The 24,587-nt window shown below is 55.0% G+C and carries 23 protein-coding genes; 18 read left to right on the forward strand and 5 right to left on the reverse strand.

All coding sequences use genetic code 11. From position 1 onward, the window contains the following. Window positions 1-9 precede the first annotated feature (9 nt). The 9 genes from fabG (at window position 10) to ptsG (ending at window position 8,592) form a co-directional block, all read left to right on the forward strand. Complete coding sequence (fabG, locus tag HWQ15_RS16720) at window positions 10-744, forward strand: 3-oxoacyl-ACP reductase FabG (RefSeq protein WP_022647739.1); 735 nt, start codon at window positions 10-12, stop codon at window positions 742-744. Between the two features lie 154 nt (window positions 745-898). Next, window positions 899-1,135, forward strand: a complete 237-nt coding sequence (gene acpP / locus HWQ15_RS16725) for an acyl carrier protein (RefSeq protein WP_003857954.1) — start codon at window positions 899-901, stop codon at window positions 1,133-1,135. Window positions 1,136-1,226: 91 nt separating this feature from the next. Further along, window positions 1,227-2,468 (forward strand): beta-ketoacyl-ACP synthase II, encoded by a 1,242-nt coding sequence (gene fabF / locus HWQ15_RS16730; protein ID WP_022647740.1) that lies wholly within the window; start codon window positions 1,227-1,229, stop codon window positions 2,466-2,468. A 120-nt stretch (window positions 2,469-2,588) separates the two neighbouring features. Continuing rightward, the gene (pabC, locus tag HWQ15_RS16735) at window positions 2,589-3,398 is read left to right on the forward strand and encodes an aminodeoxychorismate lyase (protein ID WP_023299796.1); all 810 of its coding nucleotides are present in this window, start codon (window positions 2,589-2,591) and stop codon (window positions 3,396-3,398) included. Between the two features lie 2 nt (window positions 3,399-3,400). Beyond that, on the forward strand, window positions 3,401-4,423 hold the full coding sequence (yceG, locus tag HWQ15_RS16740; protein WP_023299797.1) for a cell division protein YceG: 1,023 nt from the start codon (window positions 3,401-3,403) through the stop codon (window positions 4,421-4,423). Then, a complete protein-coding gene (tmk, locus tag HWQ15_RS16745) occupies window positions 4,413-5,054 on the forward strand; it encodes a dTMP kinase (RefSeq protein ID WP_063216015.1) in 642 nt (213 codons plus the stop codon). The genes yceG and tmk overlap by 11 nt, the downstream gene beginning before the upstream one ends. Beyond that, a complete protein-coding gene (holB, locus tag HWQ15_RS16750; RefSeq protein ID WP_023299799.1) occupies window positions 5,051-6,055 on the forward strand; it encodes a DNA polymerase III subunit delta' in 1,005 nt (334 codons plus the stop codon). Before tmk ends, holB begins: the two co-directional genes overlap by 4 nt. A 10-nt stretch (window positions 6,056-6,065) precedes the next feature. Further along, window positions 6,066-6,860: a metal-dependent hydrolase gene (locus tag HWQ15_RS16755; RefSeq protein WP_023299800.1), complete on the forward strand. Its 795-nt coding sequence runs from the start codon at window positions 6,066-6,068 to the stop codon at window positions 6,858-6,860. 298 nt (window positions 6,861-7,158) lie between these two features. Continuing rightward, window positions 7,159-8,592: a PTS glucose transporter subunit IIBC gene (gene ptsG, locus HWQ15_RS16760; protein WP_006809245.1), complete on the forward strand. Its 1,434-nt coding sequence runs from the start codon at window positions 7,159-7,161 to the stop codon at window positions 8,590-8,592. Window positions 8,593-8,730: 138 nt separating this feature from the next. Here the strand turns inward: ptsG and fhuE are convergent, their stop codons facing one another. Further along, the gene (fhuE, locus tag HWQ15_RS16765) at window positions 8,731-10,920 is read right to left on the reverse strand and encodes a ferric-rhodotorulic acid/ferric-coprogen receptor FhuE (RefSeq protein ID WP_032622149.1); all 2,190 of its coding nucleotides are present in this window, start codon (window positions 10,918-10,920) and stop codon (window positions 8,731-8,733) included. A 353-nt stretch (window positions 10,921-11,273) separates the two neighbouring features. Between fhuE and hinT the strand changes: the two genes are divergently transcribed. The 8 genes from hinT (at window position 11,274) to HWQ15_RS16805 (ending at window position 17,358) form a co-directional block, all read left to right on the forward strand. Then, complete coding sequence (hinT, locus tag HWQ15_RS16770; RefSeq protein WP_006809243.1) at window positions 11,274-11,633, forward strand: purine nucleoside phosphoramidase; 360 nt, start codon at window positions 11,274-11,276, stop codon at window positions 11,631-11,633. 1 nt (window position 11,634) lies between these two features. Next, window positions 11,635-12,009, forward strand: a complete 375-nt coding sequence (locus tag HWQ15_RS16775) for a YcfL family protein (RefSeq protein WP_022647747.1) — start codon at window positions 11,635-11,637, stop codon at window positions 12,007-12,009. A gap of 13 nt (window positions 12,010-12,022) precedes the next feature. Next, entirely contained in the window at window positions 12,023-12,667 is a 645-nt protein-coding gene (gene lpoB / locus HWQ15_RS16780; RefSeq protein WP_085929697.1) for a penicillin-binding protein activator LpoB, read from the forward strand. Next, complete coding sequence (gene thiK, locus HWQ15_RS16785; protein ID WP_063149006.1) at window positions 12,648-13,472, forward strand: thiamine kinase; 825 nt, start codon at window positions 12,648-12,650, stop codon at window positions 13,470-13,472. Before lpoB ends, thiK begins: the two co-directional genes overlap by 20 nt. Before the next feature lie 11 nt (window positions 13,473-13,483). Further along, window positions 13,484-14,509: a beta-N-acetylhexosaminidase gene (nagZ, locus tag HWQ15_RS16790; protein WP_063149005.1), complete on the forward strand. Its 1,026-nt coding sequence runs from the start codon at window positions 13,484-13,486 to the stop codon at window positions 14,507-14,509. Window positions 14,510-14,540: 31 nt separating this feature from the next. Then, complete coding sequence (gene ycfP / locus HWQ15_RS16795; RefSeq protein WP_058647118.1) at window positions 14,541-15,083, forward strand: alpha/beta hydrolase YcfP; 543 nt, start codon at window positions 14,541-14,543, stop codon at window positions 15,081-15,083. A gap of 236 nt (window positions 15,084-15,319) precedes the next feature. After that, window positions 15,320-16,624 (forward strand): NAD(P)/FAD-dependent oxidoreductase, encoded by a 1,305-nt coding sequence (locus tag HWQ15_RS16800; protein ID WP_017693633.1) that lies wholly within the window; start codon window positions 15,320-15,322, stop codon window positions 16,622-16,624. Window positions 16,625-16,818: 194 nt separating this feature from the next. After that, on the forward strand, window positions 16,819-17,358 hold the full coding sequence (locus HWQ15_RS16805; RefSeq protein ID WP_017384715.1) for a glycine zipper 2TM domain-containing protein: 540 nt from the start codon (window positions 16,819-16,821) through the stop codon (window positions 17,356-17,358). A 59-nt stretch (window positions 17,359-17,417) separates the two neighbouring features. Here the strand turns inward: HWQ15_RS16805 and HWQ15_RS16810 are convergent, their stop codons facing one another. Then, a complete protein-coding gene (locus HWQ15_RS16810; protein ID WP_023305873.1) occupies window positions 17,418-18,053 on the reverse strand; it encodes a TetR/AcrR family transcriptional regulator in 636 nt (211 codons plus the stop codon). 245 nt (window positions 18,054-18,298) lie between these two features. Between HWQ15_RS16810 and bhsA the strand changes: the two genes are divergently transcribed. Further along, window positions 18,299-18,556 carry a multiple stress resistance protein BhsA gene (bhsA, locus tag HWQ15_RS16815; RefSeq protein WP_006809234.1) on the forward strand — a complete coding sequence of 86 codons (258 nt, stop codon included), beginning with the start codon at window positions 18,299-18,301 and terminating at the stop codon, window positions 18,554-18,556. A 76-nt stretch (window positions 18,557-18,632) separates the two neighbouring features. Here bhsA and HWQ15_RS16820 read toward each other — a convergent pair whose 3' ends face one another. From HWQ15_RS16820 to HWQ15_RS16830, 3 genes are all read right to left on the reverse strand, one after another. Then, window positions 18,633-19,598, reverse strand: a complete 966-nt coding sequence (locus tag HWQ15_RS16820) for a L,D-transpeptidase family protein (RefSeq protein WP_022650791.1) — start codon at window positions 19,596-19,598, stop codon at window positions 18,633-18,635. 144 nt (window positions 19,599-19,742) lie between these two features. After that, a complete protein-coding gene (gene mfd / locus HWQ15_RS16825) occupies window positions 19,743-23,189 on the reverse strand; it encodes a transcription-repair coupling factor (RefSeq protein WP_032624473.1) in 3,447 nt (1,148 codons plus the stop codon). 145 nt (window positions 23,190-23,334) lie between these two features. After that, a complete protein-coding gene (locus HWQ15_RS16830; RefSeq protein ID WP_022647756.1) occupies window positions 23,335-24,408 on the reverse strand; it encodes an acyltransferase family protein in 1,074 nt (357 codons plus the stop codon). Window positions 24,409-24,587 lie beyond the last annotated feature (179 nt).

Consider the following 24,587-nt stretch of genomic DNA (forward strand, 5'->3'; position numbering starts at 1 on the left):
AGGAATACCATGAGTTTTGAAGGAAAAATTGCCCTGGTGACCGGCGCAAGCCGCGGTATCGGGCGTGCTATTGCTGAAACACTGGTTGCGCGCGGCGCGACGGTGATCGGGACTGCGACCAGCGAGAATGGCGCACAGGCCATCAGCGAGTATCTGGGTGCGAACGGCAAAGGTCTGGTACTGAATGTGACTGAACCAGCATCTATCGAATCTGTTCTGGAAAATATTCGCGCAGAGTTTGGCGAAGTGGATATTCTGGTCAATAATGCCGGGATCACTCGCGACAACCTGTTGATGCGAATGAAAGATGATGAGTGGAACGATATTATCGAAACCAACCTGTCATCGGTATTCCGTCTGTCAAAAGCGGTAATGCGCGCTATGATGAAAAAGCGTCATGGACGTATTATCACTGTAGGTTCTGTGGTTGGTACCATGGGAAATGCTGGTCAGGCTAACTACGCTGCGGCGAAAGCAGGTCTGATCGGTTTCAGTAAGTCGCTGGCGCGCGAAGTCGCGTCCCGCGGAATTACTGTAAACGTTGTTGCTCCGGGCTTTATTGAAACGGACATGACGCGTGCGCTGACCGATGATCAGCGTGCGGGTACGCTGGCGGCAGTTCCAGCGGGTCGTCTTGGCGACCCTAAAGAAATCGCCAGCGCGGTTGCATTTTTAGCCTCTGACGAAGCGGGTTACATCACTGGTGAAACCCTCCACGTCAACGGCGGGATGTACATGGTTTAATCACGATCGAAAATATTTGCGTTATTTGGGCAAATGGCCTCAAAATAACGTAAAATCGTGGTAAGACCTGCCGGGATTTAGTTGCAAATTTTTCAACATTTTATACACTACGAAAACCATCGCGAAAGCGAGTTTTGATAGGAAATTTAAGAGTATGAGCACTATCGAAGAACGCGTTAAGAAAATTATCGGCGAACAGCTGGGCGTTAAGCAGGAAGAAGTTGTGAACTCCGCTTCCTTTGTTGAAGACCTGGGCGCAGATTCTCTTGACACCGTTGAGCTGGTAATGGCTCTGGAAGAAGAGTTTGATACTGAGATTCCGGACGAAGAAGCTGAGAAAATCACCACCGTTCAGGCTGCCATTGATTACATCAACGGTCACCAGGCGTAAGTGAACATCTCCAGGCGGTCATTCGACCGCCTGAGTTTTATCTTTTGTAGTCCCACGAATCTCTTTTTTTATCCCTCCCTGGAGGACAAACGTGTCTAAGCGTCGTGTAGTTGTGACCGGACTTGGCATGTTGTCTCCTGTCGGCAATACCGTAGAGTCCACCTGGAAAGCTCTCCTTGCCGGTCAGAGCGGCATCAGCCTAATCGACCATTTCGATACTAGCGCCTATGCAACGAAATTTGCTGGCTTAGTAAAGGATTTTAACTGTGAAGAGATCATCTCGCGCAAAGAACAGCGCAAGATGGATGCCTTCATTCAATATGGAATTGTCGCTGGCGTTCAGGCCATGCAGGATTCTGGCCTTGAGATTACGGAAGAGAACGCTACCCGTATCGGCGCTGCTATCGGCTCCGGGATTGGCGGTCTTGGCCTGATCGAGGAAAACCATACATCTCTGGTGAATGGCGGCCCGCGTAAAATCAGCCCGTTCTTCGTTCCGTCTACGATTGTAAACATGGTGGCAGGTCACCTGACCATTATGTTCGGCCTGCGTGGCCCAAGCATCTCAATCGCGACAGCCTGTACGTCTGGCGTGCATAACATCGGCCAGGCCGCGCGTATCATCGCGTACGGCGATGCAGATGCTATGGTTGCGGGCGGTGCTGAAAAAGCCAGTACCCCGCTGGGCGTCGGTGGCTTCGGTGCAGCGCGTGCGCTCTCTACCCGAAACGATAATCCTCAGGCGGCGAGCCGTCCGTGGGATAAAGACCGTGATGGTTTCGTGCTGGGTGACGGTGCAGGCATGATCGTACTGGAAGAGTACGAACACGCGAAAAAACGTGGCGCGAAAATTTATGCTGAAGTTGTTGGCTTTGGCATGAGCAGCGATGCTTACCACATGACGTCTCCTCCAGAGAACGGCGCAGGTGCTGCGCTGGCGATGGAAAACGCCATCCGTGATGCGGGCATTACGCCGGCACAGATTGGCTACGTTAACGCGCACGGGACATCTACCCCTGCGGGCGATAAAGCAGAAGCGCAGGCGGTTAAGTCTATCTTCGGCGAATCTGCCAGCCGTGTACTGGTGAGCTCCACGAAATCCATGACCGGTCACCTCCTGGGTGCGGCGGGTGCAGTAGAATCAATCTACTCTATTCTCGCGCTGCGCGATCAGGCTGTACCGCCAACTATCAACCTGGATAATCCAGATGAAGGTTGCGATCTGGACTTCGTTCCCCACGAAGCGCGCCAGGTTAGCGGTATGGAGTACACCCTGTGTAACTCCTTCGGCTTCGGTGGGACTAACGGTTCTCTGATCTTCAAAAAGGTCTGAGTCTGGTTAGTCGCTGACGATAATAAAGGTCCGCTTGCCGGGCCTTTTTTATTAGGTGATATCCCCTTGTCCGGCTAACCACATCCTGCCAGACTGAGCCTCCATGCATAAGGAGCCACTATGTTTTTAATTAATGGCCTTGAGCAAGAAATGCTGCCGGCAAGCGACAGGGCGACCCAGTTTGGCGATGGCTGTTTCACGACCGCACGTATTCTCGACGGTGGCGTGTGCCTGCTCGGGGCCCATATCCTTCGTTTACAAAAAGCCTGCGAAGCATTACTGATCCCCTTCTCGCAGTGGGACATTCTTGAAAGTGAAATGCGTCGGCTGGCGTCAGAGAAAGCAAGCGGCGTCCTGAAAGTCATTATCAGCCGCGGCAGCGGTGGTCGGGGCTATAGCGGTTCTGCCTGCCAGCATCCTGCGCGGATCCTTTCCGTTTCAGATTATCCTTCCCATTACGCGCACTGGCGTGAAGAGGGCGTAGTCCTGGCGCTTAGCCCGGTACGTCTGGGGCGAAACCCGATGCTCGCTGGCATAAAACATCTTAACCGTCTTGAACAGGTGCTTATTCGTACTCATCTTGAGCAGACGGAGGCCGGGGAGGCGCTGGTTCTTGACAGCGAAGGGTACATTACGGAATGCTGTGCGGCTAATTTACTCTGGCGGAAGGGCAGTGACGTATTCACGCCTTCGCTGGAGCAGGCCGGAGTCAACGGCATTATGCGGCAGTTTTGTTTGCAACAGCTGGCACGCGCAGGCTTTCGCGTTGTCGAAGTTAACGCTAAGGAAGAGGCGCTGCTGGCTGCCGAAGAAGTTGTTATCTGCAATGCGCTGATGCCCGTTGTCCCCGTTCGCGCTTATGACCGCAAGTGCTGGTCATCCCGCGAGCTGTTCCAGTTTCTGGCCCCGTTATGTGAGCAAACCAGGTAGTCATGAAGAAAATGTTACGCTTTGTCCTCCTTCTTATCGTTGCGTTCGGAATCGCTGGCGGAGCGGGAGTGTGGAAAGTCCGTCAGCTGGCTGAAAGTCAGATCCTGATTAAAGACGAGACGATTTTTACCCTGAAAGCGGGGACCGGGCGGCAGGCGCTTGGTCAGCAGCTGTTTGACGACAAAATTATCAATCGTCCACGCGTATTCCAGTGGCTGCTGCGTATTCAGCCGGACCTGTCCCATTTCAAGGCCGGTACCTATCGTTTCACCCCTGGCATGACCGTGCGCGAGATGCTGCAACTGCTGGAGAGTGGTAAAGAAGCCCAGTTCCCATTGCGTTTTGTGGAAGGTATGCGTCTGAGCGATTATCTCAGGCAACTGCGTGACGCGCCGTACATCAAGCATACGCTGAAAGATGACCGCTACCAGACCGTGGCAGACGCCTTAAAATTCGAACATCCCGAGTGGGTGGAAGGCTGGTTCTGGCCCGATACGTGGATGTATACGGCAGGCACGACGGATGTGGCAATTCTGAAGCGCGCGCACAACAAAATGGTCGCGGCGGTAGACGCTGCGTGGAAAGGGCGAGCAGAGGGCCTGCCTTATAAAGATCAAAACCAGTTCATGACGATGGCCTCGATCATCGAGAAAGAGACGGCCGTTGCTGCCGAACGTGACCAGGTTGCCTCGGTGTTTATTAACCGTCTGCGCATCGGCATGCGTTTGCAAACCGATCCTACCGTCATCTACGGCATGGGCGAAAACTACAACGGCAGGATTTCCAGAAAAGATCTGGAAACGCCAACGGCGTATAATACCTACGTGATTAGCGGCCTGCCGCCTGGACCGATTGCGACGCCGAGTGAAGCATCGTTGAAGGCCGCCGCGCACCCGGCCAAAACGCCGTATCTCTATTTTGTGGCTGACGGAAAAGGGGGGCATACGTTCAATACCAACCTGGCCAGCCACAATCGCTCCGTTCAGGACTATCTGAAGGCACTTAAGGAAAAAAATGCGCAGTAAATACATTGTCATTGAGGGACTCGAAGGGGCGGGCAAAACCACCGCCCGTAACGTGGTGGTGGATACGCTGAAATCGCTTGGCGTCGCCGACATGGTCTTCACCCGCGAGCCGGGCGGTACGCAGCTGGCGGAAAAACTGCGCAGCCTGGTTCTGGATATCAAATCCGTTGGCGATGAAGTTATTACCGACAAAGCGGAAGTGCTAATGTTCTATGCGGCGCGCGTTCAGCTGGTGGAGACGGTGATCAAACCCGCTCTGGCAGAAGGCAAATGGGTGATTGGCGATCGCCACGATCTCTCAACCCAGGCGTATCAGGGCGGTGGCCGGGGTATCGATCAGGCCATGCTGGCTACGCTTCGCGACGCGGTTCTGGGCGATTTCCGTCCTGACCTGACGCTGTATCTGGACGTGACCCCTGAGGTGGGCCTGAAGCGCGCCCGTGCCCGCGGCGAACTGGACCGCATCGAACAGGAGTCTTTTGATTTCTTTAACCGCACCCGTGCGCGTTATCTGGAACTGGCCGGGCAGGACAAGACCATTCGTACCATCGATGCGACGCAATTCCTTGAAGACGTTACATGTGATATTCAGCAGACCGTTACGCAGTGGCTACAGGAGCAGCAGGCATGAAATGGTATCCATGGTTGCGCCCACACTTTGAACAGCTGATCGGCAGCTATCAGGTTGGTCGGGGGCATCATGCGTTACTGATCCAGGCGCTGCCGGGAATGGGTGATGATGCGTTGATTTACGCCATCACCCGCTTTCTGATGTGCCAACAGCCGGAAGGACATAAAAGCTGCGGTAAGTGCCGGGGTTGCCAGCTCATGCAGGCGGGCACGCATCCTGACTATTACACCCTCGAACCTGAGAAGGGCAAAAATACGCTCGGTATCGACGCGGTGCGTGAGGTCAGTGAGAAACTGTACGAATATGCGCGTCTGGGGGGGGCGAAAGTGGTGTGGCTGAAAGATGCCGCGCTGCTCACGGAAGCCGCAGCCAACGCGCTGTTAAAAACCCTGGAAGAGCCGCCAGAAAACACCTGGTTTTTCCTCTCCTGCCGCGAGCCGGAACGCTTGCTGGCGACGCTGCGCAGTCGCTGCCGTCTTCACCACCTTGCTGTCCCTCAGGAATCCTGGGCACTCGCCTGGCTTGAGCGGGAAGTGACGGTGTCACAAGACGCGGCGCTCTCAGCGTTGCGCCTGTGCAGCGGTGCGCCTGCGGCTGCGCTGGCCTTATTACAGCCCGAGGTGTGGTCCCAGCGTGAAACGCTGTGTCGTGCGGTTGAATCAGCCCTCGACATCCATGACTGGCTGAGCGTGCTGCCAGCGCTGAACAGCGATCAGGCTCCGGAACGGCTGCACTGGCTGGCCGCGCTGCTGCTGGATGCGCTCAAAATTCAGCAGGGGGCTACGCTTCTGACTAACCCTGACGTGTGGGCGCTGGTCACCACGCTGGCGAATCGCCTGTCAGGGCAGTCGCTGCACGCTATCCTTCATGATATCTGCCAGAGTCGTGAACAACTTTTGACGGTAACCGGTCTCAATCGCGAGCTTTTACTGACCGACCAGTTACTGCGTATTGAACACTACCTGCAACCGGGCGTCATACCGCCGGTTTCCCACCTCTGAGAGAGACATTATGTTTTTAGTCGACTCACACTGCCATCTCGATGGCCTGGATTATCAATCCCTGCATAAAAATGTAGACGACGTGCTGGCGAAAGCCGCCGCGCGCGATGTGAAATTTTGCCTGGCCGTGGCGACCACGTTGCCGGGTTACCGCTCCATGCGTGAATTGGTAGGCGAGCGCGATAATGTCGTCTTCTCCTGCGGCGTGCATCCGCTGAATCAGGATGAAGCGTACGACGTTGAGGATTTACGCCGTCTTGCCGCAGAAGAGGGCGTAGTGGCGATGGGCGAGACCGGCCTGGACTATTTCTACACTCCGGAAACGAAACCTCGCCAGCAGGAATCCTTCCGTAACCATATCCGCATTGGCCGGGAACTGAATAAGCCGGTTATCGTTCACACCCGAGATGCGCGCGCCGACACGCTGGGTATCCTGCGGGAAGAAAAGGTGACGGATTGCGGTGGCGTACTACACTGTTTCACAGAAGACAGAGAAACGGCGGGTAAGCTGCTTGATTTGGGCTTTTATATCTCGTTCTCGGGGATTGTCACGTTCCGTAATGCTGAGCAACTGCGTGATGCGGCGCGCTATGTTCCGCTGGATCGTATTCTGGTGGAAACCGATTCCCCGTACCTGGCGCCGGTGCCTCATCGTGGCAAAGAGAACCAGCCAGCGATGACCCGGGATGTCGCTGAGTATATGGCCGTTCTGAAAGGTGTCAGTATTGAAGAACTGGCTCGCGTGACAACGGAAAACTTCGCCAGCCTGTTCCATATTGACCCCGCCCGCCTGCAATCTGTCTGATACACCTGTTATTTTTAGGCTCGTAATTAATAAGTAAAGCGAGTAAAGTTCACCGCCTCATTCGGGGCGGTGATGGCGTTTTTAGACACATCCAGACATGCTTTATGTAAATATCTGCAAGTTTTTTGGCCGTCTTGAACTGAAACGTGATAGCCGTCAAACAAACTCAGAGGGAATTATTTTACTCTGTGTAATAAATAAAGGGCGCTTAGATGTCCTGTCCACGGCGCGGTACTCCCCCCGGGCCAATGCGTGAAAACGTAAAAAAAAGCACAAATACTCAGGAGCACTCTCAATTATGTTTAAGAATGCATTTGCTAACCTGCAAAAGGTCGGTAAATCGCTGATGCTGCCAGTATCCGTACTGCCTATCGCAGGTATCCTGCTGGGTGTCGGTTCTGCAAACTTCAGCTGGCTGCCAGCCGTAGTTTCCCACGTGATGGCCGAAGCAGGCGGTTCTGTTTTTGCTAACATGCCGCTGATCTTCGCTATCGGTGTTGCTCTGGGCTTCACCAATAACGACGGTGTTTCCGCTCTGGCGTCCGTTGTTGCTTACGGCATCATGGTGAAAACCATGGCTGTGGTTGCGCCGCTGGTACTGCATTTACCTGCTGAAGAGATTGCCGCTAAGCACCTGGCGGACACCGGTGTTCTCGGTGGTATCATCTCCGGTGCGATTGCAGCGTATATGTTTAACCGCTTCTATCGCATCAAGCTGCCTGAGTATCTGGGCTTCTTCGCGGGTAAACGTTTTGTGCCGATCATTTCTGGTCTGGCCGCGATTTTCACCGGTGTGGTCCTGTCCTTCATCTGGCCACCAATCGGTACGGCAATCCAGACCTTCTCTCAGTGGGCAGCTTACCAGAACCCGGTTGTGGCGTTCGGTATCTACGGCTTCATTGAGCGCTGCCTGGTACCATTTGGTCTGCACCACATCTGGAACGTTCCATTCCAGATGCAGATTGGTGAATACACCAACGCAGCAGGTCAGGTGTTCCACGGCGACATCCCACGCTACATGGCGGGCGACCCAACGGCAGGTAAACTGTCTGGTGGCTTCCTGTTCAAAATGTACGGTCTGCCGGCAGCTGCAATTGCTATCTGGCACTCTGCTAAACCAGAGAACCGTGCAAAAGTGGGCGGTATCATGATCTCCGCAGCGCTGACCTCGTTCCTGACCGGTATCACCGAGCCGATCGAGTTCTCCTTCATGTTCGTTGCGCCGATCCTGTACATCATCCACGCGGTACTGGCAGGTCTGGCATTCCCAATCTGTATCCTGCTGGGTATGCGTGACGGTACGTCCTTCTCTCACGGCCTGATCGACTTCATCGTTCTGTCCGGTAACAGCAGCAAGCTGTGGCTGTTCCCAATCGTGGGTGCGGGCTACGCAGTGGTGTACTACACCGTCTTCCGCGTGCTGATCAAAGCACTGGACCTGAAAACGCCGGGTCGTGAAGATGCAACGGAAGACAGCAAAGCCGGTGTGACCAGCGAAATGGCACCTGCTCTGGTTGCTGCTTTCGGCGGTAAAGAGAACATCACTAACCTGGACGCGTGTATCACTCGTCTGCGTGTGAGCGTTGCCGACGTTGCGAAAGTCGACCAGCCGGGTCTGAAAAAACTGGGCGCAGCAGGCGTCGTTGTTGCAGGTTCTGGTGTTCAGGCAATCTTCGGAACGAAATCCGATAACCTGAAAACCGAAATGGATGAGTACATCCGCAACAACTAAGCTGTGATCTGGGGAGACTAAGGCAGCCGAATGGCTGCCTTTTTTATTACTCGGTTTGGGGGGCCGGGTGGCGGCTGCGCCTTACCCGGCCTACGTGATGGGTAGGCCCGGCAAGCGCAGCGCCACCGGGCCTAATACTCAGAAGTCGTAGCTCGCGCTCACCGAAACGTTCAGTGGCGCGCCATACACTACATACGATCCGACGTAGTCGTAATACTCTTTGTCGAAGAGGTTGTTGACGTTAGCCTGAACAGCAAAGTCTTTGGTGACCTGATAGCGACTGAACAGGTTCACCAGCCCATAGCTGCCTTGCTCCGCGCGGGAACGTCCTGCCGGACCGCCTTCCACGTCCGTCCACACTTTGTTCTGCCAGTTTACGCCACCGCCCACGGTCAGTTCCGGCAGCATTGGCAGTTGATAACGAGTGAACAACTTCATGGTTGTGCGCGGCTGATCGGAGCTGACAGCGTTGCCATTCTTATCTTCTGCAATGTAACGCGTCGCGCCAAAGGTCAGCTGCCAGTTATCGGTCAGTGCACCGTTGAGCTCAAACTCGACCCCTTTGCTGACCACCCCGTCCAGCGATTCATAAATCGACTCACCGCTCGGCATGTAGGTATACGTGTTGCTGGCCACGTTATCCTGCTCAATGCGGAAAATCGCCAGCGAGGTGGTGAGGCGGGTATTAAACCAGTCTGCCTTCACCCCGGCTTCGTAGCTTTTACCCGTGGTAGGGTCGAGATAACGTCCACTGGCATTGCGCTTATCCTGCGGCTGGAAGATAGAGGTATAGCTGACGTAGGTCGACCAGTCCTCATTGATGTCATACACCAGGCCGGCATACGGCGTGACATCATCTTTGGTGCTTTCCAGACGTGTATTCGGCGAACCAGCGGGGTTATAGCGAATGTTGTATTGGGTGTAACGCGCCCCCAGGATCAGGTGCAACGGATCGGCGAGTGAGAAACGCGCAGAGGAATAGGCTGAAGACTGGCGAATATCATCCTTGCTGTAGAGTTTCCACGGCGTCCACTGCGGATCGGCAATGTTCCCGTTCCAGTTCTTAAAGTTGCCGACATCAACCATGCCGTATACTGCATCCGGCATGGTGTTGTCGTAATGGTTACGCTGACGGCTAAAGCTGCCGCCGAACATCATCTCGTGCTGACGGCCAAAGAGATCGAAACCGCCGCGCAGGAAGGCATCGACCGCATCCTGTTTGCGTTCCCCGCGGTTCCAGCCGCCGTAACCCACCAGGCCCGCGCCGGTCTCTTTATCCGGATAACCGGACATATACATCAGCTTAGAGTCAAAGTTGGTTTCAGCATGCATGCCGTTGATGTGCGCTTCCCAGCCATTATCGAAACGCTGGGTCAGGTTAGCGAAGATGCGGGTGCTGTCTTTATCTGAATAGGCCCAGTCAGGCGCGACGGTCTGGCTGCGATTGTAGTTGGTCTTACTTCCGTCGCTGTACCAGGTCGGCAGCCCGCCCCAGGTTGGGTCGGCGGTATGGCTTTCCTGATACTCATACCCTACAGAGAGGGTCGTGCTGTCGGTAACATCTGCATCCATCACGCCGTAGAGGAATTTCTTCCGGTAGTGGTAGTTATCCACGAAGCTGTCGTTGTCCTGATAACCCGTGATCAGACGACCCCGTACCTTACCTGATTCCACCAGCGGCGCCTGGAGATCCAGCACGTAACGCTGCTTGTCCCAGCTGCCGTAGCTGGCGGAGACGTTGCCTTTAAATTCCTGGCTGTCCGCATGCTTGCGCACCATATTAACGTACGCCGCCGGGTTGCCCGTCCCGGACATCAGGCCTGTGGCGCCGCGGACCACTTCAATGCGGTCATAAATTGCGGTATCGGCGGCGGTATCACCAAAGTTCCACACTTCACTGATGGACGTTGGAAGGTCGTCATAGGCGTAGTTGCTGACGAAAAATCCGCGTGAGTAAAATACGGTACGATCGCTGTCCTGCACCTGCGCCGTAATGCCCGTGGTGTTCGTCAGCACCTGGCCGATGGATTGCAGATTCTGGTCAGCCATACGTTGCTGGCTGATAACGCTGACGGACTGTGGGATGTCGCGGGGAACCAGCAACAGTTTGGTGCCGGTGGTGGTGGTTTTTACGCTGTAATCCTGATCCTGGCTGGCAGAAAGATCCTGTGTGTTATCAAAACCCCCATCAACGACGACGGTATCTTCGGCTGTTGAAGCAGCGAAAGCGGTGGTTGGCGTCAATGCCATAGCAATGCAGGCGGCCAGCAACGAAGGTGTTGCGGCAGGCTGACGTTGCCCATCCCTGGTGTGATTAATGAAAGACATCATCAAACCCTTAGTGAATGGTGAAGGTAATGCGCGACAGTCCCGCTAGCACGGGCTGACGTCGTTTTCTATGTTAAAAATGCGCATGAAAATGCAAATGCGAAATATACGCATTGTGATTAACGCTGTAAACAGATGTTTCGGGATGAACTGAAATCAGGTTTCAGAAAAGAAATGTCCTAAAGCGATGCCTCTTCACCCAGATGGGCGATAATCAGGAAAGAAATAACGGGAGAAGGTTGAAAGGACAGGAGAAACTCGCTCATACTCTTGTGTTGTGTCACACAGTAAAACAGACAATGTGTGTTAACAACGGACGCACGACGCCAGATTAAACATAAAAGGAAAAGGTCATGGCTGAAGAAACGATTTTCAGTAAAATTATCCGCCGGGAAATTCCGTCGGATATTGTCTATCAGGATGAACTGGTCACGGCTTTCCGCGACATTTCTCCCCAGGCGCCGACGCACATCCTTATTATTCCCAATATTCTGATTCCGACCGTCAATGACGTTAAAACCGAGCATGAAGTGGCGCTGGGCCGTATGCTTACGGTGGCCGCGAAAATTGCTGAGCAGGAAGGGATTGCTGAAGATGGATACCGTTTGATCATGAACTGTAATCGCCATGGCGGCCAGGAAGTCTATCATATTCATATGCATCTTCTGGGTGGACGTCCACTGGGACCGATGCTGGCACATAAAGGTCTTTAATATGTTAACTGGGCGTATTGCAGCGCTGATCGTGACGCTGGTTATGGTTGGGTGCAGCGCGCGTCCCGCCATCCCGGTCAGTGAAGAACAGACGCTGGTGATGGAGTCCTCAGTGCTTGCTGCGGGCATCACGGCGGAAAATCCTTCGTTGACCATAAGCGAAATCCAGTCTTCTGCCTCCTCTACGCTCTATAACGAAAGGCAAGAGCCAGTGACGGTGCATTATCGCTTCTACTGGTATGACGTGAGAGGTCTTGAGATGCACCCGCTTGAGGCGCCGCGTAGCGTGACGGTCCCGGCAAGATCGTCGGTCACGCTCTACGGCAGCGCCAGCTATCTGGGTGCACATAAGGTGAGACTTTATCTTTATTTGTAAGGAGTGAACCTTGATTAAAACAATGAGCCGTTATGCGCTCCTGAGTGCGTTCGCACTCTTTCTGGCAGGCTGTGTGACGCGAACGGAAGAACCTGCACCGGTGGATCAGGCGAAGCCGGGAACGGAACAGCCAACAACACCGGCGCAACCTGTTCCAACCGTGCCGTCTGTACCGACTATTCCGGCGCAGCCTGGCCCGATCGAACATCCGGACGATACCGCGCAGCCTGCGCCGCGAGTGCGGCACTATGACTGGAACGGCGCGATGCAGCCGATGGTGGGCAAAATGTTGCAGGCACAGGGCGTTACGCCTGGCAGTGTGCTGCTGGTGGACAGCGTGAACAACCGTACAAACGGTTCACTGAATGCGGGAGAAGCGACGGAAACCCTGCGCAACGCGCTGGCAAACAACGGTAAATTTACGCTGGTCTCAGCCCAGCAACTCGCGGTCGCCAAGCAACAGCTTGGTCTGTCGCCTCAGGACAGCCTGGGTTCGCGCAGTAAAGCGATTGGTATCGCCCGCAACGTTGGTGCGCAGTATGTCCTTTATTCTAACGCGACAGGCAACGTGAACACGCCGTCGTTGCAGATGCAGTTAATGCTGGTTCAAACCGGCGAAATTATCTGGTCAGGTAAAGGTGCCGTTACGCAACAATAAGCGCACGCGTCAGGATGTCCAGACGCGTTATTTCCCCCAGTACCGTGTTATCGCGCCGCAAGCCCCCGTCGGGCTTGGCGGCGCGAGTTGCATTATTGAGCGTGGCGACCATCGGCTGGTATTACGTCAGCATCACGATGCCGCCGCGCCTGCCGCCCATTTTCGTCGCCAGTTCCGCGCCCTGAAGCGCCTTCCCGCCGACCTTGCCCCGAAACCTCATCTCTTTATCAGGGACTGGATGGCGGTGGCGTTTATTGCGGGTGAGATCAAAAGCGAGCTTCCCGATACGCCCACGCTGGCAGCCATGCTGTATCATCTGCATCGCCAGCCGCGTCTGGGCTGGCGGGTGACGTTACTTCCATTACTGGATAGCTATTGGCAGCAGGCTGCGCCTGGACGACGCACGCCCTTCTGGCTGGCGCAGCTTAAGCGGCTGCGTAAAGCGGGAGAGCCGAAGGCGTTACGTCTGGCGCCGCTGCATATGGATGTCCATGCGGGGAATATCGTTCATACCACGGCGGGCGAGAAACTTATCGACTGGGAATATGCCGGGGACGGTGACGTGGCGCTTGAACTCGCTGCGGTCTGGATGCCTGATGAGGCTTCGCGCGTGCAGCTGATAACCGCCTATGCCCGAAACGCCAACATAAATGTACTCACCCTTGCGCGGCAGGTCGCGCGCTGGCGTCCGTGGGTGCTGATGCTGATGGCGGGATGGTTTGAAATGCGCCTTCAGCAGACAGATGACAAACAATTTATTGCGCTGGCAAATGATGCCTGGCGTCAGTTACAAACGAAAGGATAAGAGAGGTTGGTGTGGGTCCAGTAATGTTGGATGTTGAAGGGTTTGAGCTGGACGCGGAAGAGCGCGAAATTCTGGCGCACCCGCTGGTAGGGGGGCTGATTCTTTTCACCCGCAATTATCACGATCCGGCGCAGTTGCGCGAGCTGGTTCGCCAGATCCGCGCGGCGTCACGCAATCGCCTGGTGGTGGCTGTCGACCAGGAAGGTGGACGCGTGCAGCGTTTCCGCGAAGGGTTTACCCGTTTACCCGCCGCACAATCTTTTGCTGCGCTGCTGGGTACTGAAGAGGGCGGTCAACTGGCGCAGGACGCAGGCTGGTTGATGGCCAGCGAGATGATCGCCATGGATATCGATATCAGCTTCGCCCCGGTGCTGGACGTAGGACACATTAGCGCGGCAATTGGTGAGCGTTCGTATCATGACGATCCACGTATCGCGCTGGCAATAGCGACGCGTTTCATTGACGGTATGCACGATGCGGGCATGAAAACCACCGGCAAACATTTCCCTGGCCACGGGGCGGTGACGGCGGATTCCCATAAAGAAACCCCGCGCGATCCGCGCCCGGAAGCAGACATTCGCGCTAAAGATATGTCTGTTTTCCGCTCGCTGATTACCGATAACAAGCTGGACGCTATTATGCCTGCGCACGTCATCTACAGTGACGTTGATCCGCGTCCGGCCAGCGGCTCTCCGCACTGGCTTAAAACCGTGCTGCGTCAGGAGTTGGGCTTCAATGGCGTTATTTTCTCTGACGATTTATCCATGGAAGGGGCGGCGATCATGGGAAGCTATGCCGAACGTGGGCAGGCTTCGCTGGATGCGGGTTGCGATATGATCCTCGTCTGCAATAATCGTAAAGGGGCGGTGAGCGTGCTGGATAACCTGTCGCCGATCAATGCTGAACGTGTTACACAATTGTATCATAAAGGTTCATTTAGTCGTCAGGAGCTGATGGACTCGGCGCGCTGGAAAACGGTAAACGCCCGGCTTGAAGCCCTGAACGAGCGCTGGCAGGCACATAAAGCAGCCCTTTAATTCATCCCGGAAGGCGTAGCGTGGTGAGACGATGATCATTTATTTACACGGTTTTGACTCAAACAGTCCTGGTAATCATGAGAAAGTGCTGCAATTGCAGTTTATCGATCCGGATGTCCGGCTGATCAGTTACAGCACGCGTCATCCGAAGCATGACATGCAGCATCTGCTTAAAGAAGTGGACAAAATGTTGCAGCTCAATATCGACGATCGCCCGCTGATTTGCGGCGTGGGGTTGGGGGGATACTGGGCAGAGCGCATCGGTTTTTTGTGCGATATCCGTCAGGTCATTTTGAATCCTAACCTGTTTCCAAACGAAAACATGGAAGGCAAGATTGACCGTCCGGAAGAGTACGCCGATATCGCAACAAAATGCGTGAGTAATTTCCGCGAAAAGAACCGCGACCGGTGTCTGGCGATCCTCTCCCGCAACGATGAAGCGCTGGACAGCTCCCGCGCTGCCGAACTTCTGCATCATTACTACGAAATTGTCTGGGACGAAGAGCAGACCCACAAGTTCAAAAATATTTCCCCGCACTTGCAGCGTATTAAGGCCTTTAAAACGCTGGGCTGAACTCCCTGAACCTGATAGAGGCCCGGTACGTGAAAGCGTGCCGGGCCTCTTTTTTGTCGGAGTTGTCTACTTTTAAACCATCAAAACTTGATACATATCAATTTTGGTATGACCAATGCGCCTGACGTGCTATTCTCAATGAATCTGAATGGTTTCAGCGCAGTAACCTGTTGTTAATTAAGGGTTATTTATATAACTTTTAATTAACAATTGGTTAATAATTTGAGGGGGTCACGTTGACTACGCCATTGAAAAAGATAGTGATTGTCGGCGGTGGTGCTGGCGGGCTGGAGCTGGCGACGCAGCTGGGTAAGAAACTGGGTCGCGGTAAGAAAGCCAAAATCACGCTGGTGGATCGTAACCACAGCCATCTGTGGAAGCCGTTACTGCACGAAGTGGCGACCGGGTCGCTGGATGAGGGCGTGGATGCGCTCAGCTATCTGGCACATGCGCGTAACCACCACTTCCAGTTCCAGCTGGGTTCGGTGGTGGACATCAACCGTGAAAACAAAACCATCACGCTGGCTGAGCTGCGTGATGATAAAGGCGAGCTGCTGGTTCCTGAGCGCAAGCTGGCCTATGACACGCTGGTGATGGCCCTGGGCAGTACGTCCAATGATTTCAACACCCCAGGCGTAAAAGAGCACTGTATCTTCCTGGATAACCCGCATCAGGCGCGTCGTTTCCATCAGGAGATGCTTAACCTGTTCCTGAAGTACACCAACAACATGGGTGCTAACGGCAAGGTTAACATTGCTATCGTGGGCGGCGGCGCAACGGGCGTTGAATTATCGGCGGAGTTGCACAATGCGGTCAAACAGCTGCACAGCTACGGCTACAAAGGACTGACTAATGAAGCGCTGAATGTGACGCTGGTGGAAGCAGGTGAACGTATTCTGCCTGCGCTGCCGCCGCGTATTTCCGGCGCGGCGCACAACGAGCTGACCAAACTGGGCGTGCGCGTGCTGACCCAGACCATGGTGACCAGCGCGGATGAGGGCGGACTGCATACCAAAGACGGCGAATACATCCAGGCCGACCTGATGGTCTGGGCTGCGGGGATCAAAGCGCCTGATTTCATGAAAGATATCGGTGGGCTGGAGACAAACCGCATTAACCAGCTGGTGACAGAGCCGACGCTGCAAACCACGCGCGATCCGGACATCTTCGCTATCGGCGACTGTGCCTCCTGCGCGCGTCCGGAAGGCGGGTTTGTGCCTCCTCGCGCTCAGGCCGCGCACCAGATGGCAAGCCTCGTGCTGCATAACATCCTGGCGCAGATGAAAGGCAAACCGATGAAAGCCTATGTCTACAAAGACCACGGCTCTCTGGTATCGCTCTCAAACTTTTCCACCGTGGGCAGCCTGATGGGCAACCTGATGCGCGGCTCTATGATGGTAGAAGGGCGCATCGCCCGCTTCGTGTACATTTCTCTGTACCGTATGCACCAGATTGCGCTGCACGGCTACTTCAAAACCGGCCTGATGATGCTGGTCGGCCGCATCAACCGCGTTATCCGCCCACGCCTGAAGCTGCACTAATTTCTCCATCCCTCCGGGCTCTCCGGAGGGAATTCTTAGCACAGCATGCTGTGCATTTCGCTCCTGACGCTTAAGAGTTCTCTTAAACAGACGCTATCCCAGCTCATCCCCCGGTTTTTTGATCCTTTATCTTATTGGCGAAGCGTTTATTGCGCTGCAAAATTGCTACCAATTGCAACAAAGGAGGAAGTCCCGTGAATAAATCAATGTTGGCGGGTATAGGGATTGGCGTCGCAGCTGCGTTAGGTGTGGCTGCCGTTGCCAGTCTGAACGTACTTGATCGTGGCCCGCAGTATGCGCAGGTGGTTTCCGCTACACCGATCAAAGAGACGGTCAAGACGCCTCGTCAGGAGTGCCGTAATGTTTCTGTCACCCATCGTCGTCCGGTTCAGGATGAAAACCGTATCGCTGGCTCCGTGCTGGGCGCGGTTGCTGGTGGGGTGATTGGTCATCAGTTTGGTGGTGGCCGTGGTAAGGATGTCGCGACGGTAGTTGGTGCGCTGGGTGGCGGTTATGCCGGTAACCAGGTGCAGGGCGCGATGCAGGAAAATGATACCTACACCACAACGCAGCAGCGCTGTAAAACCGTATATGACAAGTCTGAAAAAATGTTGGGCTACGACGTAACCTACAAAATTGGCGATCAGCAGGGCAAAATCCGCATGGATAAAGATCCTGGTACGCAGATCCCTCTCGACAGCAATGGTCAGCTGATACTGAATAACAAAGTGTAAAAAAGATGTTCTCTGAACTTAGCTCCTCATGCGCTCAGGCTGAGGAGCTTTTTTTTGCGTCAGAGTTTAAGAAGTTCAGGCCACAGGCGCAGCGTTATTTGCGTAATCCCCTGCAGTTTTTCCAGCGTCGCGCCTTCACGGGCGCTGATGGACATCCCCTGTAGAATACAGCTCAGATACTGGGCCAGCTCCTGCGGACGGCAATGCGCCGGAATTTCACCGCGCTGCTGGCGTTGAGCCAGAAACGTGCTGAGCGTCTCCTCCTGCATCGCATGGCGCGATTTGACCGTGTTGGCAATCTCTTTCGACGATGCCGCGAGGGTCGCGGAGGTGTTGATCATAAAACAGCCCGCGGGCGTGTCTTTACTGGTAAAGCAGGTTGCGACTGCGCAGAAATAATCCTGCAATGCCTGCTCAACCGTTTTTTCTTCACAGAATAGCTGGGCTTCGTGTTTTGCCGCGAAGCGCGAGATGTATCTGTCCAGAACGGCCCGGAATAAGCCTTCTTTGTTGGTGAACTCTGCGTACAGGGTAGGGGCTTTCGCGCCCGTTGCTTCCACCAGGTCGGAGAGCGACGTGGCTTCATACCCATGCTGCCAGAAGAGCGTCATGGCCTTATCGAGCGCCGCATCCCTGTCGAACACTTTTGGTCGGCCACGGCTTTTCTTTGCGCAACGCGTGACATCGGTTGTCATGTGCCGTTGGTCCTCTGTTGTTTTGTTGAATAGTCATTATAAAAATAAACGTCTGCGACGACCAGCGGTGATTTCTTAAAAATAATTTAATTTTATCTTTATGAAATATAAGGAAAATGAAATTAATTTAACGACCATTATAAAAATGGGTTGACGTGTGACCTGGATCACATCTATCATTTACCTATCGATCGTTAACTAAATAACTAACGACCACTACATCATCTGCCCAAAGGTATAAAATCATGAAAAACGTTAAAACCCTCATCGCTGCCGCCGTTCTGAGTTCACTCTCTTTCGCAAGCTTCGCTGCTGTTGAAGTGCAATCCACTCCAGCAGACCAGCAGAAAGTCGGTACCATCTCTGCCACTGCCGGGACTAACCTCGGCTCTCTGGAAGATCAGCTGGCACAAAAAGCTGACGAAATGGGTGCGAAATCATTCCGCATCACCTCTGTGACCGGTCCTAACACCCTGCACGGTACCGCAGTTATCTACAAATAAGCGTAACGCAACCCTCCGTTATGCCACTGCAAAAAAAAACGCCCTGCTAATGCAGGGCGTTTGTCGTTATTACCGTTTACATTGACTGCTGAGCAACCTCATGATGCCGCGTGACATCGGTTGGCATCCCGGAGCGCGCTTCCATCGCCCGCTCCATCACTGCGCCATCGGTGTTTGCATTCGTTTTAAAGCTCACCATCGAGGCATTCAGATTAATCGGCAGCGTCTGCGGATCGTCATTAATGTTTTTCGATAGCGGCTGGTGGATCTCAACCAGACGGACGCCACCCGGCTCTTCAGACACTTTAATCGGCGTATTGATGATATTCACTTTCGTGCCAGGGGCGATCACGCGGTAGAGCGTTTTGATGTCGTCATCGCGCAGGCGAATGCAGCCGGAGCTGACGCGCATCCCGATCCCAAAATCCGCATTCGTTCCGTGCAGAAGATAAACCCCACCGTAGGCCGCCAGGCGAATGGCATGGTGCCCCATCGGATTATCCGGGCCCGCGGGAACCACGGCAGGGAGATCGATACCCTGTGCCTTATAGCGGGCGCGGATGTTTGCCGTCGGAGTCCAGGTTGGATTAGCGCGCTTATCAGAGACGGTGGTGACCATGGTAGGGGTCAGCGTATCGCCCCCCAGTTGACCAATACCGATAGGGTAAACGGTCACTTCGTTCTTGCCCGGCGGGTAGTAATACAGACGCAGTTCGGCGAGGTTAATTACAATGCCCTGACGCGGCGCGTCCGGCAGGATGGTTTGCAGCGGAATCGTCAGTACGCTGCCCGCCCGGGGCACATAGGGATCTACGCCCGGGTTGGCCTGCAACAGCGCCAGGAACCCGACGTTATATTTTTTAGCAATCGCTTCCAGCGAACCGCCATCGTTTTCAACCACGTGAAAGCGGTTTTCACCTACGACGTTGCTGCCGGCGGGCGGAAGAGGCCAGGTATTGGCGCGAGCAGGGAGCGCGACGGCAACCGTCGCGGCCAGCGCAACCAGAGTTAACCAGCGGGTAAAACGCGAAGAAATCATCATTATCATAATCCATACAAATGATAAGGTTATTGTTTTATAAGGCGTTAATGATAATTATGGCTAATGTATGGTCGGGAAGATCGGGCGAAGTGCAAAGAGTTTGTAAATTGTCCCCCACCAGCCGGGCGCTGGCGGGGGAAACCGTTATGCGATGGCGTTCTCTTCCAACTGACGCATAAAGTTACGCACCCAGTCCATGCGGATTTTACGTTCCGTCAGATCCTGAGTAAATTTCAGACGCGTCGGGCCATCAAGACGGAAATGCTGCGGCTGTTTTTGCAGAAGGCCAATCAGCCACATCGGATCGACGTGGTTCTTCTCGGCAAACTCAATTACGCCGCCTTTCTCGTTGCCTTCAAGCTTGCGAATGCCCAGCTTCTGCGCCTGCTGACGCAGGCGGGCAATATCCAGCAGGTTGCGCGCCGCATCGGGCAATATCCCAAAACGGTCAATCAGTTCGACTTTAATCTCTTCCAGCTCGCCTTCGCTTTTCGCGCTGGCAATACGTTTGTAGAACGACAGACGGGTATTCACGTCAGGAATAAAATCATCCGGCAACAGGGAAGGCATGCGCAGTTCCACTTCGGTCTGCTGGCTGGTGAGATCTTCCAGAGACGGTTCACGTCCGGCTTTAAGCGCGTCGACGGCATTTTCCAGCAGCTCCATATACAGAGAAAAACCGATGGTTTCCATGGAGCCGCTCTGGTCTTCACCCAACAACTCACCGGCGCCGCGGATCTCCAGGTCGTGCGTCGCCAGCGCAAAGCCAGCACCCAGATCTTCCAGCGAGGCGATAGCTTCCAGACGCTTTTGCGCGTCGGTGGTCATCGCCTTCGGATGCGGCGTCAGCAGCCACGCGTAGGCCTGATGGTGCGAACGCCCGACGCGCCCGCGCAGCTGATGCAGCTGGGCCAGGCCGAAGTGATCCGCGCGTTCGATGATGATGGTGTTCGCCGTCGGAATGTCGATCCCGGTCTCAATGATGGTGGTACATACCAGCACGTTGAAACGCTGATGGTGGAAGTCGTTCATCACCCGCTCCAGCTCGCGCTCGCGCATCTGGCCGTGACCAATGGCGATGCGCGCTTCCGGCACCAGCTCTGCCAGCCTGTCGGCGGCTTTCTGAATGTTTTCAACGTCGTTATACAGGTAATATACCTGGCCGCCGCGCAGCACTTCACGCAGGATCGCCTCGCGAACCACCAGATTGTCGTACTCGCGAACAAAGGTTTTCACCGCCAGACGGCGCGCCGGCGGGGTGGCAATAATCGACAGATCGCGCATGCCGCTCATCGCCATATTCAGGGTGCGCGGGATCGGCGTGGCGGTCAGGGTCAGAATGTCGACGTCGGCGCGCATCGCTTTGATGCGCTCTTTGTGGCGCACCCCGAAGCGGTGCTCTTCGTCGACGATCAGCAGCCCCAGATCTTTCCACTTCACGTCACTTTGCAGCAGCTTGTGAGTGCCGATCAGAATATCAATTTTGCCTTCACTTGCCTGCTCCAGGATCTGCGTCTGCTCTTTGGCACTGCGGAAGCGGGACAACATTTCGATACGTACCGGCCAGTTGGCGAAGCGGTCGCGGAAGTTGTCGAAGTGCTGCTGGGCAAGAAGGGTGGTCGGCACCAGCACCGCCACCTGCTTGTTGTTCTCAACCGCCAGGAAAGCGGCGCGCATCGCCACCTCGGTTTTACCGAAGCCCACGTCGCCGCAGACTAAGCGATCCATCGCCAGCGGCTGGCACATGTCGCTCAGCACGGCATTTATGGCCTGAGCCTGATCCGGCGTAGTTTCAAACGGGAAGCTGTCGCAGAACAGCTGGTACTGCTCTTTATCATGCTTAAACGCATAACCTTCTTTGGCCGCACGCTGGGCGTAAATGTCCAGCAGCTCGGCGGCCACGTCGCGCACTTTTTCCGCCGCCTTCTGCCGCGCGCGTGACCAGGCGTCGCCGCCCAGCTTATGCAGCGGCGCGTTATCTTCCGCGCCACCGGCGTAGCGGCTGATAAGGTGCAGGGACGACACCGGCACGTACAGTTTGGCGTCGTTCGCGTAGGTCAGCATCAGGTATTCACCTTTGATGCCGCCTGCTTCGAGGGTGGTCATTCCCTGATAGCGACCCACACCGTGTTCCAGGTGAACGATCGGCTGACCGGGGTGCAGTTCGGCCAGGTTGCGGATCAGGGTGTCCGGGTTGATGGTGCGACGGCTGTCCTGACGACGGCGCGCCACACGCTCGCCCAGCAGGTCGCTTTCACAAATCAAGGCCAGGTTATTGAGCGTATCAATAAATCCGTGCTCGGCGGAGCCGATCATCAGGTAACGACCATTTCCGGTCGCTTCGCTCAGGCGATGAATGCGCTTCGGTGCAACTTTGATCCGCCCTAGTAGTTCGCCCAGCGCTTCACGACGACCCTCACTCTCAACGGAGAACACCACTGGCCCGGTGAAGGAATCAAGAAACTTGCGCAGGTTATCGAGCGGGGATTTCTGCTGCGCCTGGACGGCCAGATCGGGCAGCGTCCGGAACGCGAGATTGGTGTTCGCCGCCTTATCGGCAAGCGAATCGGTTTTGAGCTGCATACGCGGCCAGCGTTTTAGCTCGGCGTTGAGCTCGTCGGTACGCAGCCACAGCATTTCCGGCGGCAGCAGCGGACGCATCGGGTCAACGCCCCGGTTTTCAAAGCGGGCGCGCGTTTCGCTTTCAAAGCGGCTGGCGCTGGCGTCGATATCCCCGGTGTTAACAATCAGCGTATTGGCCGGGAAGTAGCTGAACAGCGCCGGCAGCGGTTCGTTAAAGAACAGGGGCTGCCAGTACTCGATCCCCGCCGGAAGGGTGCCTTTGCTGACCTGCTGGTAGATATGTTCGGCATCACGTTTCACGTCGAACCTGTCGCGCCACTGGCTGCGGAACAGTTCGATGGCGGTTTTATCCGTCGGGAACTCATGGGCGGGCAGCAGATTAATGGAGTCCACTTCCTCCAGCGTGCGCTGGGTGTCGGCGTCGAACACGCGCAGGCTGTCGATCTCATCATCGAAGAAATCCAGACGATACGGCTGGTCGCTGCCCATCGGATAGAGATCCAGCAGCGCACCGCGCGTCGCGTATTCGCCGTGCTCCATCACCTGATCGACATGGCGGTAACCGGCTCCGTCAAGCTGCACGCGCAGGGCATCGCGCGACAGGCGCTGGCCTTTTTTCATCACCAGCGCATGGCCGTGCAAATAGCTGTGCGGACAGACGCGCTGCATCAGGGTATTCACCGGCACAATCAGCACGCCGCGCTGCATGGTGGGGAGCTGATACAGCGTCGACAGGCGTGAGGAGATGATCTCCTGGTGCGGAGAGAAACTGTCGTAGGGAAGCGTTTCCCAGTCGGCCAGGCTGAATACCAGACTGTCGGTGAACTGACGAATTTCGTCGTGCAGGCGCAGGGCGTTTTGCATGTCCGGGGCAACCAGCACCACCGGCCCCGGATGGCGCTCGGCAATTTCCGCCACCAGCGTGGCGCAGGCCGCGCCTGTCAGTTCGCCCAGCTGGCGTTGGTCACCTGCTTTTACAGGCAAGGAAAAACGATAGTGTTCAGGCATGGCTATGTCAGGGTCTCTTGGGGATATACCAACAGTATTGGGGCATATCACTGATACGCAATGTCTTTATTATCCTCGATCGTTATGCATAAGCAAATCGTAACCGCACAAGAGGAAAAGTGCCCCCGGATGGGGGCAGGGTAGGTTAGCGGCTGGCGAGCTGTGGCGTAAGCCGTGCGGGAGGGGAGAAGAAAAGGTCGCCAAAGAGGGCGGTCGAGAGCTTACGTGCGCCCAGTCCAACCAGCGTGCAAACGAGCAGGCTGACGAACGGATAGACCAGAATCAGCGTTAACTCCGCCCAGATCGGCCAGTACGCCGCGTTCATTTCGCGAATCAGGAGCAGGCTAAACGCCTCAATTAAAATGCGGTGAGTGGTATAAATCGCGATGGTGTTTGAACCGATGACGTTCAGCAGATTATTGGGATGAACGGCATAACGCTGCTCGAAGCTGTAAAAGAGCTTCATGATGACCACGATCGACAGCAGTGAGAGCGGCAGAGGAACATTAGCGAACCACAGCACTACCGACACCGCGCCAGAGGCGATAAGTACCAGCCAGCTGCGGCGTAAATTCATCCCTTTCATCCACGTCATCAACTGCGCGCCGTACCATGCGCCGAGGCTGTAGTAGATCATGTTGCGCACCACGCTGTTCATTCCCCACCACGGTAAAGGCAGGAAGTTAATGGCGATGCTTGCCAGCGCCAGAAGCCCCAGCATCGGCAGTTTCCAGCGGCTCAGCAGTTTACAGAGCGTGAAGTAGACTACTAAGGCGTACAAGTACCACAGGCTGGTGCTGGCCGTGAGCATTCCCAGTACAAACCCTGAAACGGAATCGGCGTAGGCCGCATTGGATGCTGTCGCCAGTTCACGCTCGGGGGCGAGCCAGGCATTCAGATGGGTCAGCGCCTGCCATTGCAGGACGCCCCACAGGGCCAGCACCCAGACAATGCTCCAGATCCGCTTGTCGAGACTGGTGCGCCAGTTCACCTCGTCAATATATCGACGAATCAAATAGCCGGAGATGAAGAAAAACACCGGCATACGGAACGGGGCGAGGTAAAGATTAAAATAGACCCAGCATTTGGCGAGCAGGCCCGATAACGGATGCTGTAGCCCGTCCAGGTGAGGATAAAAGGTGATCACCGAGTGGTAAATCACCACCAGGCAGATGCACAGCCCTTTTATCTGGTTAATCCATAATGCTTTTTGTTTCATTGTGCGTGACGACCTTGTTGCCATAAACGAAAGGTCGATTGTTGTAAAATGAAACCCCGATGTAACGGGTAACAGTCTGTATCAGGACGATTTTCGGAAAAGGTGGAGGCTGTATGGCGGAAGTTCAATCAGTAGCATGATGATTTATCTGAATTTTTCGGAAAAATGATTACCGAATC

The organism is Enterobacter sp. DSM 30060, assembly GCF_013375955.1.
GTDB lineage: Bacteria > Pseudomonadota > Gammaproteobacteria > Enterobacterales > Enterobacteriaceae > Enterobacter > Enterobacter intestinihominis.